The sequence below is a fragment of the Galactobacter sp. genome (assembly GCF_022712295.1).
Lineage (GTDB): Bacteria > Actinomycetota > Actinomycetes > Actinomycetales > Micrococcaceae > Galactobacter.
Genome location: NZ_JALAGT010000043.1, coordinates 1 through 16,057 on the forward strand (window position 1 = coordinate 1; position 16,057 = coordinate 16,057).

General features: G+C 65.9%; 14 protein-coding genes and 1 pseudogene. All 15 read left to right on the plus strand.

Going from position 1 to position 16,057, the window contains the following annotated elements:
• Positions 1 to 1,198, plus strand: a 1,198-nt coding sequence (locus Q0A15_RS03160; protein ID WP_291278086.1) for a polyribonucleotide nucleotidyltransferase, incomplete at its 5' end; no start/stop codon positions are given.
• Position 1,199: 1 nt separating this feature from the next.
• Positions 1,200 to 2,585, plus strand: coding sequence for a pitrilysin family protein (locus Q0A15_RS03165; RefSeq protein WP_291278087.1), 1,386 nt, complete (start codon positions 1,200 to 1,202; stop codon positions 2,583 to 2,585).
• Between the two features lie 175 nt (positions 2,586 to 2,760).
• Positions 2,761 to 4,110: a mechanosensitive ion channel gene (locus tag Q0A15_RS03170; protein ID WP_291278088.1), complete on the plus strand. Its 1,350-nt coding sequence runs from the start codon at positions 2,761 to 2,763 to the stop codon at positions 4,108 to 4,110.
• A gap of 330 nt (positions 4,111 to 4,440) precedes the next feature.
• A complete protein-coding gene (locus tag Q0A15_RS03175) occupies positions 4,441 to 4,932 on the plus strand; it encodes an S-ribosylhomocysteine lyase (protein WP_291278089.1) in 492 nt (163 codons plus the stop codon).
• Between the two features lie 917 nt (positions 4,933 to 5,849).
• Positions 5,850 to 6,128, plus strand: a complete 279-nt coding sequence (locus Q0A15_RS03180; protein WP_291278090.1) for a hypothetical protein — start codon at positions 5,850 to 5,852, stop codon at positions 6,126 to 6,128.
• Positions 6,129 to 6,139: 11 nt separating this feature from the next.
• Positions 6,140 to 6,898, plus strand: coding sequence for a 4-hydroxy-tetrahydrodipicolinate reductase (gene dapB / locus Q0A15_RS03185; protein ID WP_291278091.1), 759 nt, complete (start codon positions 6,140 to 6,142; stop codon positions 6,896 to 6,898).
• Complete coding sequence (locus tag Q0A15_RS03190; protein ID WP_291278092.1) at positions 6,895 to 7,413, plus strand: hypothetical protein; 519 nt, start codon at positions 6,895 to 6,897, stop codon at positions 7,411 to 7,413. Before dapB ends, Q0A15_RS03190 begins: the two co-directional genes overlap by 4 nt.
• 4 nt (positions 7,414 to 7,417) lie before the next feature.
• The gene (dapA, locus tag Q0A15_RS03195; RefSeq protein ID WP_291278093.1) at positions 7,418 to 8,320 is read left to right on the plus strand and encodes a 4-hydroxy-tetrahydrodipicolinate synthase; all 903 of its coding nucleotides are present in this window, start codon (positions 7,418 to 7,420) and stop codon (positions 8,318 to 8,320) included.
• 19 nt (positions 8,321 to 8,339) lie between these two features.
• Entirely contained in the window at positions 8,340 to 10,049 is a 1,710-nt protein-coding gene (locus Q0A15_RS03200) for a ribonuclease J (RefSeq protein WP_291278094.1), read from the plus strand.
• A gap of 78 nt (positions 10,050 to 10,127) precedes the next feature.
• Positions 10,128 to 13,196: a DNA translocase FtsK gene (locus Q0A15_RS03205; protein WP_291278095.1), complete on the plus strand. Its 3,069-nt coding sequence runs from the start codon at positions 10,128 to 10,130 to the stop codon at positions 13,194 to 13,196.
• 48 nt (positions 13,197 to 13,244) lie between these two features.
• The gene (gene pgsA / locus Q0A15_RS03210; RefSeq protein ID WP_291278096.1) at positions 13,245 to 13,868 is read left to right on the plus strand and encodes a CDP-diacylglycerol--glycerol-3-phosphate 3-phosphatidyltransferase; all 624 of its coding nucleotides are present in this window, start codon (positions 13,245 to 13,247) and stop codon (positions 13,866 to 13,868) included.
• A gap of 19 nt (positions 13,869 to 13,887) precedes the next feature.
• Positions 13,888 to 14,433, plus strand: coding sequence for a CinA family protein (locus tag Q0A15_RS03215; protein WP_291278097.1), 546 nt, complete (start codon positions 13,888 to 13,890; stop codon positions 14,431 to 14,433).
• Between the two features lie 246 nt (positions 14,434 to 14,679).
• Complete coding sequence (locus Q0A15_RS03220; protein ID WP_291278098.1) at positions 14,680 to 15,111, plus strand: helix-turn-helix transcriptional regulator; 432 nt, start codon at positions 14,680 to 14,682, stop codon at positions 15,109 to 15,111.
• 96 nt (positions 15,112 to 15,207) lie between these two features.
• Positions 15,208 to 15,444, plus strand: a complete 237-nt coding sequence (locus tag Q0A15_RS03225) for a DUF3046 domain-containing protein (protein WP_291278099.1) — start codon at positions 15,208 to 15,210, stop codon at positions 15,442 to 15,444.
• Between the two features lie 225 nt (positions 15,445 to 15,669).
• Positions 15,670 to 16,057 (plus strand): annotated as a pseudogene (locus Q0A15_RS03230) (DNA recombination/repair protein RecA); the annotation flags it as partial.

A 16,057-nucleotide genomic window follows, 5' to 3' on the forward strand; every position in this document is an offset into this window, starting at 1 on the left:
GCGCGACAAGGTGCGCATCGACGGTCGCGGTCTGGCCGACATCCGCGCCCTGTCCGCCGAGGTCGGCGTGGTCCCGCGCGTGCACGGCTCGGCGCTGTTCCAGCGTGGCGAGACCCAGATCATGGGCGTCACCACCCTCAACATGCTCAAGATGGAGCAGCAGATCGATTCGCTTTCCCCGGTGAAGGCGAAGCGCTACATGCACCACTACAACTTCCCGCCGTTCTCCACCGGTGAGACCGGCCGCGTCGGTTCCCCGAAGCGCCGCGAGATCGGTCACGGCCACCTGGCCGAGGCCGCCCTCGAGCCCGTGCTGCCCTCCCGCGAGGAGTTCCCCTACGCCATCCGCCAGGTCTCCGAGGCCCTGGGCTCCAACGGCTCCACCTCCATGGGTTCCGTCTGCGCCTCCACGCTGTCGATGTACAACGCCGGTGTGCCGCTGAAGGCCCCCGTGGCCGGCATCGCGATGGGCCTGGTTTCCGACACCGTTGACGGTCAGACCCGCTACGCGGCACTGACCGACATCCTGGGTGCAGAGGACGCCATGGGTGACATGGACTTCAAGGTCGCAGGTACCTCCGAGTTCGTCACCGCGATCCAGCTGGACACCAAGCTGGACGGCATCCCGGCTTCCGTGCTGGCCGCAGCCCTGAAGCAGGCCCGCGAGGCCCGCCTGCACATCCTGGATGTCATCACCTCCGTGATCGACACCCCGGACGAGATGTCCCCGTTCGCCCCGCGCATCATCTCCGTGAAGGTGCCTGTGGACAAGATCGGTGAGGTCATCGGCCCCAAGGGCAAGATGATCAACCAGATCCAGGAGGACACCGGCGCCGACATCTCCATCGAGGACGACGGCACTGTGCTGATCGGCGCAACCACCGGTGAGGCAGCAGACGCCGCCCGTTCCGCCGTGAACGCCATCGCCAACCCGCAGGTTCCCGAGGTCGGCGAGCGCTACCTCGGCACGGTCGTGAAGATCACCAGTTTCGGTGCCTTCATCTCCCTGACCCCGGGCAAGGACGGCCTGCTGCACATCACCGCGATGCGTAAGCTCAACGGTGGTCAGCGCATCGAGGACGTGGAGGACGTGGTCTCCGTCGGTCAGAAGATCCAGGTGGAGATCACCAAGGTCGACGACCGCGGCAAGCTGTCCCTGGCTCCGGTCGTGAACGAGGACGAGGCATCCGAGGCCTGATATGGCAGTGATCCCTTTGCCCTTGACCGGGTCCGGGGTCCTCGGTAGCGACGAGCGCGCCCACTGTGATGGTGGGCGCGCTCGCGCGCTTTCCCGCGAGGACTCGGTCCTGCTGACGCACGCTGACGGTGCCGTGGTGCGTCGCAGCGTGTTACCCGGTGGCGTGCGTGTGCTGACGGAGTCCATGCCCGGCGTCCTGTCCGCCACCGTGGGTTTCTGGGTCGGTGTGGGTTCGCGCGACGAGGAACCCGGGATGCACGGGTCCACGCACTTCCTTGAGCACCTGTTGTTCAAGGGGACGCCCACGCGATCCGCGCTGGACATCGCCTTGGTGTTCGACGAGGTGGGTGGCGAGTCCAATGCCGCCACGGCCAAGGAGACCACGTGCTACTACGCGCGGGTGCTCGGCACGGATGTGCCGATGGCGATCGCGACGATCGGTGACATGGTCACGTCGGCCAAGCTGACCGATGCGGATCTGGAGCAGGAGCGCGGCGTCATCCTGGAGGAATTGGCCATGGATGCCGACGATCCCACGGACGTGGCGCATGAGCGCTTCGCTGAGCTCGTGTTGGGCGATCATGTGTTGGGGCGGCCCATCGGCGGTACGCCGGAGGACATCCTGGCCACGCAGGCGGGCTCGGTGCGTGGGCATCGGGATCTTCACTACCGCCCCGAGAACCTGGTGGTGACCGCGGCGGGTGCCGTGGACCACGACGCCATCTGCGCCGCCGTGGAGCAGGCACTGGCCGACGGCGGGTGGCAGCTCACGCCGGGCGCGGCGCCTGCCGCGCGACGCAGTTCTGAGGCCGCTTCGCTCACACCGGTGACGGGGACGCACGTGGTGCGTCGCGATGTGGAGCAGGCGAATATTCTGCTCGGCTGCCCGGCCTACCCGGCCAAGGACGAGCGGCGTTATGCCGTCCAGGTGCTCAACACCGTTCTGGGCGGGGGCATGTCCTCGCGTTTGTTCCAGCAGGTGCGTGAGCAGCGTGGCCTGGCGTATTCCACGTACTCGTTCGCTTCGGCGTACTCGGATGCCGGCTACTTCGCGTTGTATGCGGGGTGCTCGCCGGCGCGGGCGCGTGAGGTGCTTGACCTGCTCGGCGCCATCCTGGACGAGGTCGCTGCTAACGGCATCACCGAGGACGAACTGCGGGTCGCCGTCGGCGCGCTGTGCGGTTCCCGGGTGCTCTCCGGCGAGGACCCTTCGGCGCGGATGTCGCGGCTGGGCGGGGCGGAGCTCGTCACGGGCGAGTACCACGACCTGGATGAGACGTTGCGGCGGATTCGCGCCGTGACCGCCGAGCAGGTGGTCGCAGTGGCGCGGGACCTCGCCGCGCAGGAGCGCACCGCAGTGGTCGTGGGTCCGTTCGACGAGATCTGAGTTCCGTCCGACGGACGCCTCGACGAGGCTGTCCCGAGTGGGGGCCGTCCGGTATTTGTGCCGGACGGCCCCCGTCATATATCTGAGAGTGTGCTGTCCATCCCGTAACAGCTGTTCCATCGGTGTTAGGCGTTTGCTAGCGTCACAGCGTTTGTAATGTCGAAGAGAGGTAGACATGGATTCGTTGTCCAACATCGACTGGGGCTCGATGCTCGTGAGGGCAGGATGCGCGATCGTGATCCTGATCGTGACCATCATCCTGTCCAAGGTGGTCAAGTTCTTGGCGCGAAAGCTCTCCAAGAAGGTCGCACTGCTGCAACGACAGAGCTCGGAAGGGCAAACCCTCGGGGACACATTAGGGTCCATCCTGTCCCTGGTGGTCTGGCTGTTCGGCCTGATCGCCATCCTGTCCGTCTTCCAGCTCAATAGTGTGCTGGACCCCATTCAGGGCATGTTGAACAGCGTCTTCACCTACGTACCCAACATCGTCGGTGCGCTCTTCGTCCTGGTGCTCGGCATCATGATCGCCAAGATCGTCAAGACCCTGATCGTCACCGGGCTCAGCGCTGCCAAGCTGGAGAAGCGCGTGGAGCAGCTCAAGGGCACCGTCGAGGAGCCCATCAAGGGTGGCGAGCCCGGCTTGGGCGGATATGGGGCAACCGCTGCCTCCTCGCAGGGCACATCGGCGGCCGCGCATGCCGGCCAGACGGCTCCCCAGGCCGGACAGGTGGCCCCTCCCGGCTATGCACCAGCACAACCTGCCGCCGCGGGCACGGGGTCCAAGATCGCGAACACGATCGGCAGCATCGTCTACGCCGTGATCGTCATCGTGGTGGCCATCGCCGCCGTGCAGATCCTCGACATCAGGGCGGTATCCGATCCGGCGGAGCAGGTGCTCTCCACGGTGTTGAATGCGCTGCCCAACATCCTGGGTGCCGGCGTGGTGATCGCCCTTGGCGTGGTGATCGGTCGATTCGTTGCCGGGTTGCTGCGCCGGTCGCTGGAGGGGTCCTCGCTGGATGCTTCGTTGCAGAAGTCCGGTGTGCTCGGTGAGGGCAAGTCCGTGGCGCCGTACGTGGCCAACGTGGTGTTCATCGCCATCCTGCTCTTCTTCGCCGTGATGGCCGCCTACCTGCTGGGCTTCTACGAGATCACCGGGATCCTGAACACCGTGCTCGAGGTCGGTGGCAAGGTGGCGCTGGGTGCCGCAGTCATCGTGGTCGGCTTCTTCGTCGGCATCCTGCTCTCGAAGTTCCTGAAGGGGGCGGCTGCGGCCGTCGTCAAGTGGGTGGTCATCGTGTTGTTCTTCGCCATGGGTTTGCAGACCATGGGCCTGGCCGATTCCATCATCCAGCTGGCCTTCGGCTCGGTGGTCATCGGCGGCGCCATCGCTGCGGTGTTGGCCTTCGGCCTGGGCGGACGCGAGGCTGCAGGACGGGCGTTGAGCCGACTGGAGAAGCGTTCCTCGGAGGGTCCTGCTCATTCGGCCGAGTCCTCGGCAGCGGATTCCTCGCCCGAGATCTGATCGGCAGTTCACGTGAGCGCCCCGGAACCGATCGGTTCCGGGGCGCCTTCGTATTCACCCCACCGGTCCGAATCTGCCACCCAATTCTCGATTCGCCACCCGTTTTTCGAATCGCCACATGATGCGCAATTTCCCACCGTCCTGCGACCGTTCCAAATCGCGAAGTCGGGGGTCAATGGCGTTCCAGGGGGTAAGTCAGCCGTCTGACCATGCCCGACGTCGTGTTACGCGCCTGCGGCGCGTACGAACGGCGGCGGGTAGCGTTGTGGGCGGGACCCGAACACGCGTCGTCGGGCACGGATATCTCAGCAGGCAACGGGAGGCAAGATCATGGCCGAGAAGGTCGACATGGCACAGGTGGAGAGCTTCGAGCTGGACCATACCGCGGTCAAGGCGCCCTACGTGCGGCTGATCGCGGTGGAGAACGGGCCGGTGGGCGGCACCATCTCCAACTTCGATCTGCGTCTGCTGCAGCCCAATGAGAATGCCATCGATACCGCGGGGCTGCACACCATCGAGCACCTGCTCGCCGGGCTGCTGCGCACGCGGTTGGAGGGCGTGATCGACTGCTCGCCGTTCGGCTGCCGCACCGGCTTCCATCTGATCACCTGGGGCGAGCCGGCCGTGGAGGACGTGGCGAAGGCGCTGAAGGAATCACTCACCGAGATCGCCACCTCCGTCACCTGGGAGGAGGTCCCGGGCACCACGCCGGTGTCCTGCGGCAACTACAAGGATCACTCCCTGCACTCCGCACGCGAGTGGAGCAAGCAGATCCTGGAGGCCGGCTTCTCGGTGGACCCGTTCGAGCGCAAGGTCATCTGAGTTCCGAGGAAGCAAGTGGGACTCCACCCTGCCTAGGGAAACGGATCTGCGCAGGCTGCTGGCTGTGGTGGGGGGAGTGTTTGGCGCCGGGCGGCGTGTTTGCCGCCGATTTCTGGGGGTCGCGCGACAACTGGGAGTCGTCCTCAAGCACTGGCACGTCCTGACCGTCCTGGGTCGTCGATTCTAGCGGTCGGCGATCTGGCAGCATGGTCCAGGTGAACAGCTTGAGCGTGGTGGACGTGGTGACGCTCTCGCACCTCCCTGGTGAGCGCAGGGGCGAATGGGACGTTCCCTCAGGCAGCGTCATCGTGACGCATCCGGAGCTTGCGGTGGATGGCGAGCTCCTCAGCCGACATCACTGGCACTTCGGCGAACCGATACCCGCCCTTGCGGACCACTTGGACGCCAAGGACTCAAGGGTGTCTCCAGTGGCCCACGATGACTGTTGGGACGACGGAGACTGGATCAATCGAGCCATGGGCCTGTTGCGAGGTGTCTCCATCAGCGATGTGTCCACCTTTCCCGGTGGGTTGGTACCGTTGTTCTCCTGCTGTGGCGACCCCTACGAGGGGTACGTGGCCGTGCGTATGACGGTGACAGGCGATGTGACCCAATGGGAAAGCCTGCATGTGGTTCACCCAGGATGCCGAGAAAAACGTAGGTGGCGCGAAACGGCATGGGGTCCCGCCGACATCAGTCCGAACCTGATCGGGAATCCATGGGTCTTCCCCGGTGACCAATACGACCAAGCCCTCCGGAAATTGTTCGTGGCCAAGCGTGAGGAACGTGCTGAGGCTGGGGTCCCCGCTTGCCCTGGATCGGTCACGGCAAACGTAACGATTGCGCGTCCCCGTCATGGTAAGGCGTCACGGATGCCGAGATGGCACCACACAGATGAGGGGGCGCTGTCAAGGATCTTGGCGGCCACGGACCCGCTGAAGCTGGGCGAGTCTTATCGGGTGACCGACGAGACCTACAGTGTTGTGGCGATCCGCCTGGCTGACCTCTGCAGTTTCCAGCAGTTCTTGGAGACAGCCGAGCAGATGCTGACCGAGGTGTTCTGTCGGGACTTCGGTCATGTGGCCGACGAGGGTTCCATTCGGGAGGCCGGACAGGAACTGCGCGCCCGTGGCCCCAGGCTTGCCCCGGTTCGGCCGAAGGCCAAGCGGTCAGTGTGGCTCCGCCGTCCCCGGTAGACTGGGGAACCATGAGCACTCCCATCAAGGTCGCCGTCCTCGGTGCGCACGGGCGCATGGGGACCGCGGCGGTCAAGGCCATCACTGCAGCCGACGACCTCGAGGTGGTCGCAGCGCTCGGCTCCAAGGACTCACTGGACGCCGTCCTGGAGGCCGGCGCCACCCACATCGTTGACCTGACCGTCCCCTCCGCCTCGGAAGCCAACGTGACCTTCGCCGTGGAGAACGGCCTGCACGCCGTGGTCGGTACCACCGGCTGGGATGCCCCGCAGCGTGAGCGCCTGGAAGCCACGTTGGAGCAGCACCCGGAGGTGGGTGTGCTGATCGCCCCGAACTTCGCTCTTGGCTCCGTCATCGCCACGGCCTTCGCAGCCAAGGCGGCTCGCTACTTCGAATCGGTGGAGATCGTGGAGATGCACCACCCCAACAAGGTGGATGCGCCCTCTGGCACAGCCGCTCGCACGGCCGAACTCATCGCAGAAGCCCGCCGGGAGGCAGGCGTTCCTGCCGCTCCGGATGCCACCACCAAGGAGCTTCCAGGCGCTCGCGGAGCGGACGTCGACGGCATCCCGGTGCATGCGGTCCGTCTCCGCGGCCTCAACGCCCACCAGGAGGTCCTGTTGGGTGCGCAGGGGGAGCAGCTGGTCATTCGCCACGACTCCTTCGACCAGTCCTCCTTCATGCCCGGCATCCTGCTGGGCCTGCGCACCGTCGCGTCCCGTCCGGGACTCACCCATGGTCTGGACGGCTACCTGGAGCTGGGACTGTGAACCACGAGAACACGCCGGAACCCACGGGGATCAAGGCCTTCTACAAGCGCCACAACGCCCAGTTCTGGACCACCATCATCCTGGCGGTTTATGCGCTGTACCTGATCGCGACCTTCGGCGCGGCCTGGCGCCTGGTGATCACCGGAGAACTCGTCGGCATCCTGATGGGCATCCTGGTGGTCTTCATACCTCTGCTGGGTGTCTGGATCCTGATCCGTGAGATCCGCTACGGGGCCACCACCCAAACCATGGCCCATGAATTGTTGGAACAGGGTCTGCTGCCTGAGGACAATCTGCCGCGCCGCCCTTCTGGTCGGATCGTGCGTGAGGCCGCGGACGCCGACTTCGTCCAGTACAAGGAGGAGGTCGAGGCCAACGAGGACCGCTGGCAGTCCTGGCACCGCCTGGCCCTGGCCTACGACGCCTGCGGTGACCGTCGCAGAGCCCGCGATTGCATGAAGCGCGCCATCCAGCTTCGCAAAGCTGAACGTGCACGTGGTGAGCAGGTAGCCTGAAGACATGGTCGCCTACACTGACAAGCCCCGTTTCGGCACGCTGCTGACCGCCATGGTCACCCCCTTCACCGAGGAGGGAGCCGTCGACGTCGACGCCGCTCAGAAGCTCGCCGAGCACCTGGTGGACAATGGTTGCGACGGCCTGGTCGTCACCGGCACCACCGGTGAGACCTCCACCCTTACCGACGACGAGAACGTCCTGATGTTCCGCGCCGTCAAGGAGGCCGTGGGAGACCGGGCAGCTGTGCTGGCCGGTACCGGCACCAATGACACCGCACACTCGGTGAATCTCTCCCGCCGGGCTCAGGAAGAGGGCGTGGACGGCATCCTGCTGGTCACCCCCTACTACAACAAGCCCTCGCAGGCGGGCGTGCGCGCCCACTTCGAAGCCATCGCCAACGCCACCGATGTCCCCGTGATGCTCTACGACATCCCCGGACGCACCGGCATCCCGATCCAGACCGACACCATCAAGGCCCTCGCGGAGCACCCGCGCATCGTGGCTCTGAAGGATGCCAAGGGCAACCTGGGGGAGACCACCAAGGTGCTGGCCTCCACCGACCTGGATGTCTACTCCGGCGACGATGGCATGACCTTGCCGTTGATGAGCCTGGGCGGCGCCGGCGTGGTCTCCGTGACCGCGCACGTTGCGCCGAAGGCCTATCGCGAACTTGTGGATGCTGCCCGTGCCGGCGACCTCGCCGCTGCACGCGCCAAGCATTTCGAGCTGGACCCGGTCCAGCGGGCCGTCATGACGCACCTGCAGGGTGCCGTGGCAGCCAAGACCGTACTTCGTTGGCAGGGTGTCCTGCCGAACTCCGTGGTTCGACTGCCCCTGGTGCAGCCCACCGCAGAGGAACTCAACCCCGTGAAGGCCGACCTAGTGGAGGCTGGATGGGAGATCTAGAAGAGGTGAACCCTTAACCATGACATCCACTGCTTCGGTCGCGTTCGATCACGAACGCAACCCGGGCCGCCCATCTCAGCTCAAGCGCGGGACCATGCGCATCGTGGCCCTTGGCGGCTTGGGCGAGGTGGGCCGCAACATGACCGTCTACGAGTTGGACGGCAAGCTGCTCATCGTCGACTGCGGCGTTCTCTTCCCTGAGGAGGAGCAACCGGGCGTCGACCTGATCCTGCCCGATATGGGCCACATCAAGAACCGCCTCGACGACGTCGTTGGCGTGGTGCTCACTCACGGGCACGAGGATCACATCGGCGCCATCCCGTACCTGCTTCGCCTGAAGCAGGACATCCCCCTGATCGGTTCCCAGTTGACGCTCGCCCTGGTGGAAGCCAAGCTGCAGGAGCATCGGATCCGCCCCCTCACCCTGACGGTGAAGGAGGGCCAGGTGGAGCAGATGGGCCCGTTCTCCTGCGAGTTCGCGGCCGTGAACCACTCCATCCCCGATGCCCTCGCCGTGTTCATCCGCACCAGTGCAGGCAACGTGCTGCACACCGGTGACTTCAAGATGGACCAGCTGCCGTTGGACGGCCGCATCACCGACCTGCGCGCCTTCGCGCGCTTCGGTGAGGAGGGCGTGGACATGTTCCTGCCCGACTCCACCAACGCCGAGGTCCCCGGCTTCACGGCCACCGAGGCCGAGATCGGTCCTGTGCTCGACCAGAAGTTCTTCGGGGCCAAGAAGCGCCTCGTGGTCGCGTCCTTCTCCTCGCACGTCCACCGCGTGCAGCAGGTCATCGACGCCGCCGTGAAACACCGCCGCAAGGTGGCCCTGGTGGGCCGTTCCATGGTCCGGAACATGGCGATCGCCGAGAAGTTGGGCTACCTGAGCGTTCCCGACGGCGTCCTGATCGACCTCAAGGCCGCCGAGAAGCTGCCGCACGAGCGCGTGGTGTTCATGTGCACCGGTTCGCAGGGTGAGCCCATGGCCGCGCTGTCCCGTATGGCCAACGGCGACCACCGTATCCAGTTGGAGGAGGGCGACACCGTCATCCTGGCCTCCTCTCTGATCCCCGGCAACGAGAACTCGGTGTTCCGCATCATCAACGCCCTCACCTACCTGGGTGTGGACGTGATCCACAAGGGCAACGCGAAGGTGCACGTCTCCGGCCACGCTGCCGCCGGCGAGCTGCTCTACTGCTACAACATCATCCGCCCCCGCAACGTGATGCCGGTCCACGGTGAGACTCGTCACCAGTTGGCCAGCGCCAAGCTGGCCCACCAGACCGGTGTCCCGTCCAAGAGCATCCACCTGTGCGACAACGGCACCGTGGTGGATCTGCGTGACGGCCGCGCGCGCATCACCGGCCAGGTGGATGTCGGCTACGTCTACGTGGACGGTTCCAAGGTTGGTCTGATCACGGATGAGGATCTGAAGGACCGCCGTGTGTTGGCCGAGGAGGGTTTCATCTCCGTGGTCACCGGCGTGAACCGCCAGACCGGCAAGATCGTGACAGGCCCGGACATCCTGGCCCGTGGTGTCGCCGAGCCGGATCGCGTCTTCGAGGAGATCAAGCCCAAGATCGCCCGCGCGTTGGAAGAGGCCGTGAAGGACAACCCGGGCCACACCACGCACCAGCTGCAGCAGGTGGTGCGCCGTGTGGTCGGTTCGTGGGCCGGTCGCAAGCTGCGTCGTCGCCCGATGATCGTCCCGGTGGTCATCGAGGTCTGATCCCGGACCTTTGTCCCGAATGTGCTGAAAGGGCCTACCTCCCGCAGGAGGTGGGCCCTTCGGCGTATCGTTGACCTCATGGCGACCCGTACTTCCTCCGGATCGCGAACGTCCACCTCGACCTCCAAATCCGCCGCGAGCGGTAAGGGGCAGGCGGGCTCTCGATCCGCAAAGACCAAGTCCACCTCCTCGCGCGCCGCGACGGGGGCCCAGACCGAGCCCGAACTCCCGTGGATCGCGCGCGTCACGGTGAAGGGCTGGGTGGGTATCGGTTCCGTGATCGGATCCGGTATTCGTCAGCTGGGAACGGACCGCCATCCCGCCCCCGAGGACCGGCGTGACGGCAAGGGGCTCACCTATGTGGTCCTCGCCGTGATCGTCGCGATCGTGGAGTGGTGGGGACTGCGCGACGTCGGGTGGTTCGGCCGCTCCGTCCACGCCGTGGTGGGCGGTGGGTTCGGCATCATGGCCGTGGCCGTTCCGGCCACGCTGCTGGTGTGCGCCTTCCGGCTCTTCCGACACCCCGAGGAGAACCGCACCAACAACCGCATCAGTATCGCGTGCTGGCTGGCGCTGATCATCGGTTCCGGGATGGCTCACCTGAGCCACGGGACGCCGAACCTGGATTCCCCGTTCAACGTGCTCTGGGCCGCAGGCGGCCTGATCGGGTGGTTCGCTGCCGCTCCGCTGACGGCGCTCATCACGGCACCGGGCACTTGGGCCGTGCTGGTGTGCCTGGCCGTGCTGGATCTGCTGATCCTGACAGGGACCCCGGTGACCAAGGCCCCGTCCAAGGTCAAGGGCTTGTGGGACAAGCTGATCTTGGGCAAGGAACCCCAAGACGACGGGGCCGTACCGGACGGTGACCGTGACGGTCACGACCAGTCCTACCTCTACGACGACGAACGCCGCAAGGCCGAATCCGCTGACGCAGGCAAGAGCCCCAAGAAGCCCAAGAAGCGTCGCAAGCTCTTTGGCCGTGACGAGGACGTTCCTGCGGAGGAGGCCCCGTCCGAGGACCAGCATGAGCACACCCGTGCCTACGACGGCGCGGTGGTGGAGGACGACGATTCCACGACCGCCATGCCGGCGTTGGATCTCACACCGGAGGAGACGGAACCGACGCCGCCTCCCGGCGTGCGTCGCCCCACCCGGGAGGAGAAACGTCGCGCCAAGCTGCGCGAGCAGGCCGGCGTGTACGACGTGGATGCGCAGGCCGCCGGGCAGGGATCGGCGCAGAGCGCCGCAGAGGGCGACGCACCCACACAGGTGTTCGGCGACGTCGGGCAGAGCGCCGCTGACGCGGCGAAGGACGACGACGCGACGGTCACGCTGGCGCAGGTGGCGGCGGGCGCCGTCGCCAGGCCCACGCCGGAGCCGCTGCCGCAGCGTAGCGAACAGCTGGAACTCGCGGGCGACGTGACCTACACGCTGCCCTCCAGCGACTACCTGCCCGCCGGACCCCCTGCGAAGGAACGTTCCGAGGCCAACGACGCCGTGGTGCACGCCCTGCAGACCACGCTGACCGAGTTCAAGGTGGATGCAGAGGTCACCGGGTTCTCGCGCGGACCGACGGTGACACGCTATGAGGTGGAACTGGCTCCGGGCACCAAGGTGGAGAAGGTCACCAACCTTTCCAAGAACATCGCCTATGCCGTGGCGTCCTCCGACGTGCGCATCCTGAGCCCCATCCCGGGCAAGTCCGCCATCGGCATCGAGATCCCGAATTCCGACAAGGAGGTCGTGGCACTCGGTGACGTGCTGCGTTCCTCTGCGGCACGCAAGACCGACCACCCCATGATCATGGGTGTCGGCAAGGACGTGGAGGGCGGCTTCGTGGTGGCCAACCTCGCCAAGATGCCCCACCTGCTGGTGGCCGGTGCCACAGGCGCCGGTAAGTCCTCGTTCGTGAACTCCATGATCGTGTCCATCCTGATGCGGTCCACCCCTGACGAGGTGCGCATGGTCATGGTGGACCCCAAGCGTGTGGAACTGACCGCCTACGAGGGTGTGCCGCACCTGATCACGCCCATCATCACGAACCCCAAGAAGGCCGCCGAGGCGCTGCAGTGGGTCGTGAAGGAGATGGACACCCGCTACGACGACCTCGCGTTCTACGGCTACAAGCACATCGACGACTTCAACAAGGCCGTGCGTGCGGGCAAGGTGGTTCCACCCGCCGGATCTCAGCGGGTCATCAAGCCCTACCCCTACCTGCTGGTCATCGTGGACGAGCTCGCGGACCTGATGATGGTGGCACCGCGCGACGTCGAGGACTCCATCGTCCGCATCACGCAGCTGGCCCGTGCCGCTGGTATTCACCTGGTGTTGGCAACACAGCGCCCGTCCGTGGACGTGGTGACGGGCCTGATCAAGGCCAACATCCCGTCCCGCCTGGCGTTCGCGACCTCCTCCGTGACGGACTCACGCGTGGTCCTGGATCAGCCGGGCGCGGAGAAGCTTCTGGGGCAGGGTGACGCGCTCTTCCTGCCCATGGGTAAGTCCAAACCCATGCGTGTGCAGGGGGCGTGGGTCACCGAGTCCGAGATCCACCGCGTGGTGGAGCATGTCAAGGGTCAGCTGCAGGCTCACTACCGCGAGGACGTCATCGCGGAGGCGCCCAAGAAGCAGATCGACGAGGACATCGGGGACGATCTGGACCTGCTGCTGCAGGCCACGGAGCTCGTTGTCACGAGCCAGTTCGGTTCCACGTCCATGCTGCAGCGCAAGTTGCGGGTCGGCTTCGCCAAGGCCGGCCGCTTGATGGACCTGATGGAGTCCCGCGGTGTCGTGGGCCCCTCGGAGGGATCCAAGGCCCGCGACGTGCTCGTGAAGCCGGAGGACCTGGGCGCGGTCCTCTCCGCCATCAAGGGTGATCCGGCCCCCTCAGGGGGAAGCGACGCGACGACCGCTGCGCTGGAGGACGAGGCCGCGTTCAACCACGCCGGCCCGGACGAGGACCAACGCGACGCGGGCTTCACGGCGCCGATCGGTGCACCGTCAGCGGTCACAGCGCCGTCGGCCCACACTGCACCTACCGAACCGGTGGACCGGGTGGGTCAGTACTACGACTCCCTGCCGCAGGCCACCGACTACTACGACGATGACGAGGGCGGCGAGGACGCCGGGCAGTTGACCGGGCGCTGACCGCGCGGCCACGAACAGACCGACCCACCCCCCGACGGAGAGCCCCACATGGGCACCACCCCCCCAACCGTCCCGGCAGGGGAAGGCGCGGACGCGACTCCGGCCCCCAACTGGAACATCGCCAACATCCTGACCGGGCTGCGCATCATCATGGTGCCGGTCTTCGTGGTGTTCTTCGTGCTGGACGACCACGAGGGTGGTCTCTGGCGGTGGCTGGCACTGGTCATCTTCGTGGCCGCGATCTATACCGACAAGCTGGACGGCGACCTGGCTCGATCCCGCAACCTGGTCACGAGCTTCGGTAAGATCGCCGACCCCATCGCTGACAAGCTGCTGATCGGCTCCGCCCTTGTCCTGTTCTCGATCTACCACGAGCTCTCCTGGTGGATCACCGGCATCATTCTGGTGCGCGAGATCGGCATCACCGTGATGCGGTTCGTGGTCGTGAAGTGGGGCGTCATCGCGGCCAGCCCGGGCGGCAAACTCAAGACCGTCTCCCAGGCCGTCGGCATCATCGTGTTGCTGCTGCCCTTCGCCCTCGACCTGCTCTGGGTCGCCTGGATCGGTTGGGTCATCATCGGCATCGCGGCCGCCCTGACCCTGTACTCGGCCATCGACTACATCCGCCAGGCCACCGCGCTCTACAAGGCGCACAAGGCCGGGCAGGCCTGAGATGACGGTGGAAGCCACCATGCCCGACGGCGACGGGCCGGGTCCCGCTGTCGGCGCGGCGTTGCCCGCGACGGAGCCCGCGGCCGGGGCCGCGGCGCTGGTCGCCGCCGCCAAGGCCGCGGGTCTCACCGTCGCCACAGCGGAGTCCCTCACCGCGGGACTGGTGGCGGCCACCATTGCCGACGTCCCCGGGGCGTCGGGCGTCTTGCAAGGCGGAGTGGTCTCCTATCAAGTGGAGGTGAAGGCCGCTGTGCTGGGAGTCTCGCGAGAGCGACTGGAAGAGTACGGGCCGGTGGACCGGATCGTCGCGCAGGAGATGGCGGCCGGTGCCAGGCGAGTGTGTGGCGCCGACATCGGGATCTCCACCACCGGGGTGGCTGGGCCGGAGCCGCACGGCGGTCACGCGGTGGGTACGGTCTGGATCGGGATCTCCTCGGATCTGGGGGACCGGGCACTGCTCTTGGATCTCGAGGGTGACCGTGGGCGGATCAGACGTGGAAGCGTCGACGCCGCGCTGACCCAGGCAGGCGTCGAAGTTGAACGTCTGGTCGTGGACCGACGCTGAGCAGGAAGACCTGAAACGCTGCTTTGATGAACTCTGTGTGACGCGCGCGACACATCGCGTCACCGCACTGGTACCTGGGAGCTTTCTGTGATGGGCTGATACCAGGGAACAAGATGGAGCAATCAACGGTTCTGATAAATGTGAGTCACGGAAGCCGAGGACGGCGGAGGCGGCTCACCACGACCGGACCCCACCAGGAGACGGTTACAAGACCACTGATCTCTCAAGAGGAGACCTAAGATTTCCATGATCAAGCAGCCCACGCAGGTCAACGGCATCATTCGCTGGACGGGCGTGGAAGAGACCCACGCAAGCGCCAACCGGAAGGAGCACAAGATGGTGACCCTACGCCAGGAAATCGGTGAGGTTCTGCGCGAGATCCGCCAGTTGCAAGGGCGGACGCTTCGTGAGGTCTCTCACCTGGCCCGGGTTTCCCTCGGATATCTTTCCGAGGTGGAACGCGGACAGAAGGAGGCCTCGAGCGAACTGCTGGCCTCCATCGCCCAGGCACTCGATGTCCCGCTGTCCCTGGTGCTGAGGCTCGTCTCCGACCGCATCGCGGAAGCCGAAGGCGTTCTGGTGCCTGACACCGTCCCGCTGGAGCTCGCAGCAGCCTACGGCACCATCCCGGACGAGGTGCCGGACAACCTCGCCACCGAGATGGCCCCGCAGCCCTGAGCCCTCAGGCCCGCGTCACAACAACTTGTCTGCAACGCCCCGACCGGATCTGCCGGCCGGGGCGTTGCGCGTTCCGGATCTGGGAGAATGGACCCCATGCGATTGAGCGAGTTCTGGCGGTTGGTGACCGATGAGTTCGGGGATGCTCCGGGTAGGCACTTGGCGGCGACGTTGTCCCTGACTCAGCTGGGGTCCAAGACCGCGGACCAAGCGCTGGCGGACGGTGAGGATCCCAAGGCGGTCTGGGTCGAGATCTGCCGGGTCAAGGAGATCCCCGAATCACGGCATCTGGGGCGGGACCTCCCGTTGCGGACCGATCGCTGGGACGGGTAGGCAGCAATGACTCGCCGTAGTCACAACGTATTCGAAGTTTCGTTCGAATAGGGCTACGCTGATCCTCGTCCGGTTCGGCGTGTCATCCACACACGGGGTTCCGGGGACGGGGTTCGCAGAGCAAAGTGTCACACCCCGGTTCTAGTCTTGATTCAAGTCCACGGTGCCAGTCGTTGGACGGCAACTTCATCAACTTTCCTTCTCTATCATCAGGGGTGAACTTCCATGGCAGCAGGTAAGGGCGAGCCGGATCGCGAAAAGGCGCTGGAGGCAGCGCTGGCGCAGATCGACAAGAACTTCGGCAAGGGCTCCGTCATGCGTCTCGGAGAGCAGACGCGGGCGCCCATCGACACCATCTCCACCTCTTCCATCGCCCTGGACGTCGCACTGGGCATCGGCGGACTTCCTCGCGGCCGCGTCGTGGAGATCTACGGTCCTGAATCCTCCGGTAAGACCACAGTGGCTCTCCACGCCGTCGCCAGCGCACAGAAGAACGGCGGCATCGCTGCCTTCATCGACGCCGAGCACGCACTGGACCCGGTCTACGCCGCCAAGCTCGGTGTGGACACCGACGCCCTGCTGGTCTCCCAGCCGGACACCGGGGAGCAGGCAC

Coding starts and splice junctions, on each gene's coding strand:
- Q0A15_RS03205 (WP_291278095.1), top strand. CDS start 10,128: ATGGCGACCCGTACTTCCTCCGGATCGCGAACGTCCACCTCGACCTCC.
- Q0A15_RS03200 (WP_291278094.1), top strand. CDS start 8,340: ATGACATCCACTGCTTCGGTCGCGTTCGATCACGAACGCAACCCGGGC.
- dapB (WP_291278091.1), top strand. CDS start 6,140: ATGAGCACTCCCATCAAGGTCGCCGTCCTCGGTGCGCACGGGCGCATG.
- Q0A15_RS03170 (WP_291278088.1), top strand. CDS start 2,761: ATGGATTCGTTGTCCAACATCGACTGGGGCTCGATGCTCGTGAGGGCA.
- Q0A15_RS03165 (WP_291278087.1), top strand. CDS start 1,200: ATGGCAGTGATCCCTTTGCCCTTGACCGGGTCCGGGGTCCTCGGTAGC.
- Q0A15_RS03225 (WP_291278099.1), top strand. CDS start 15,208: ATGCGATTGAGCGAGTTCTGGCGGTTGGTGACCGATGAGTTCGGGGAT.
- Q0A15_RS03220 (WP_291278098.1), top strand. CDS start 14,680: ATGATCAAGCAGCCCACGCAGGTCAACGGCATCATTCGCTGGACGGGC.
- Q0A15_RS03215 (WP_291278097.1), top strand. CDS start 13,888: ATGCCCGACGGCGACGGGCCGGGTCCCGCTGTCGGCGCGGCGTTGCCC.
- dapA (WP_291278093.1), top strand. CDS start 7,418: ATGGTCGCCTACACTGACAAGCCCCGTTTCGGCACGCTGCTGACCGCC.
- pgsA (WP_291278096.1), top strand. CDS start 13,245: ATGGGCACCACCCCCCCAACCGTCCCGGCAGGGGAAGGCGCGGACGCG.
- Q0A15_RS03175 (WP_291278089.1), top strand. CDS start 4,441: ATGGCCGAGAAGGTCGACATGGCACAGGTGGAGAGCTTCGAGCTGGAC.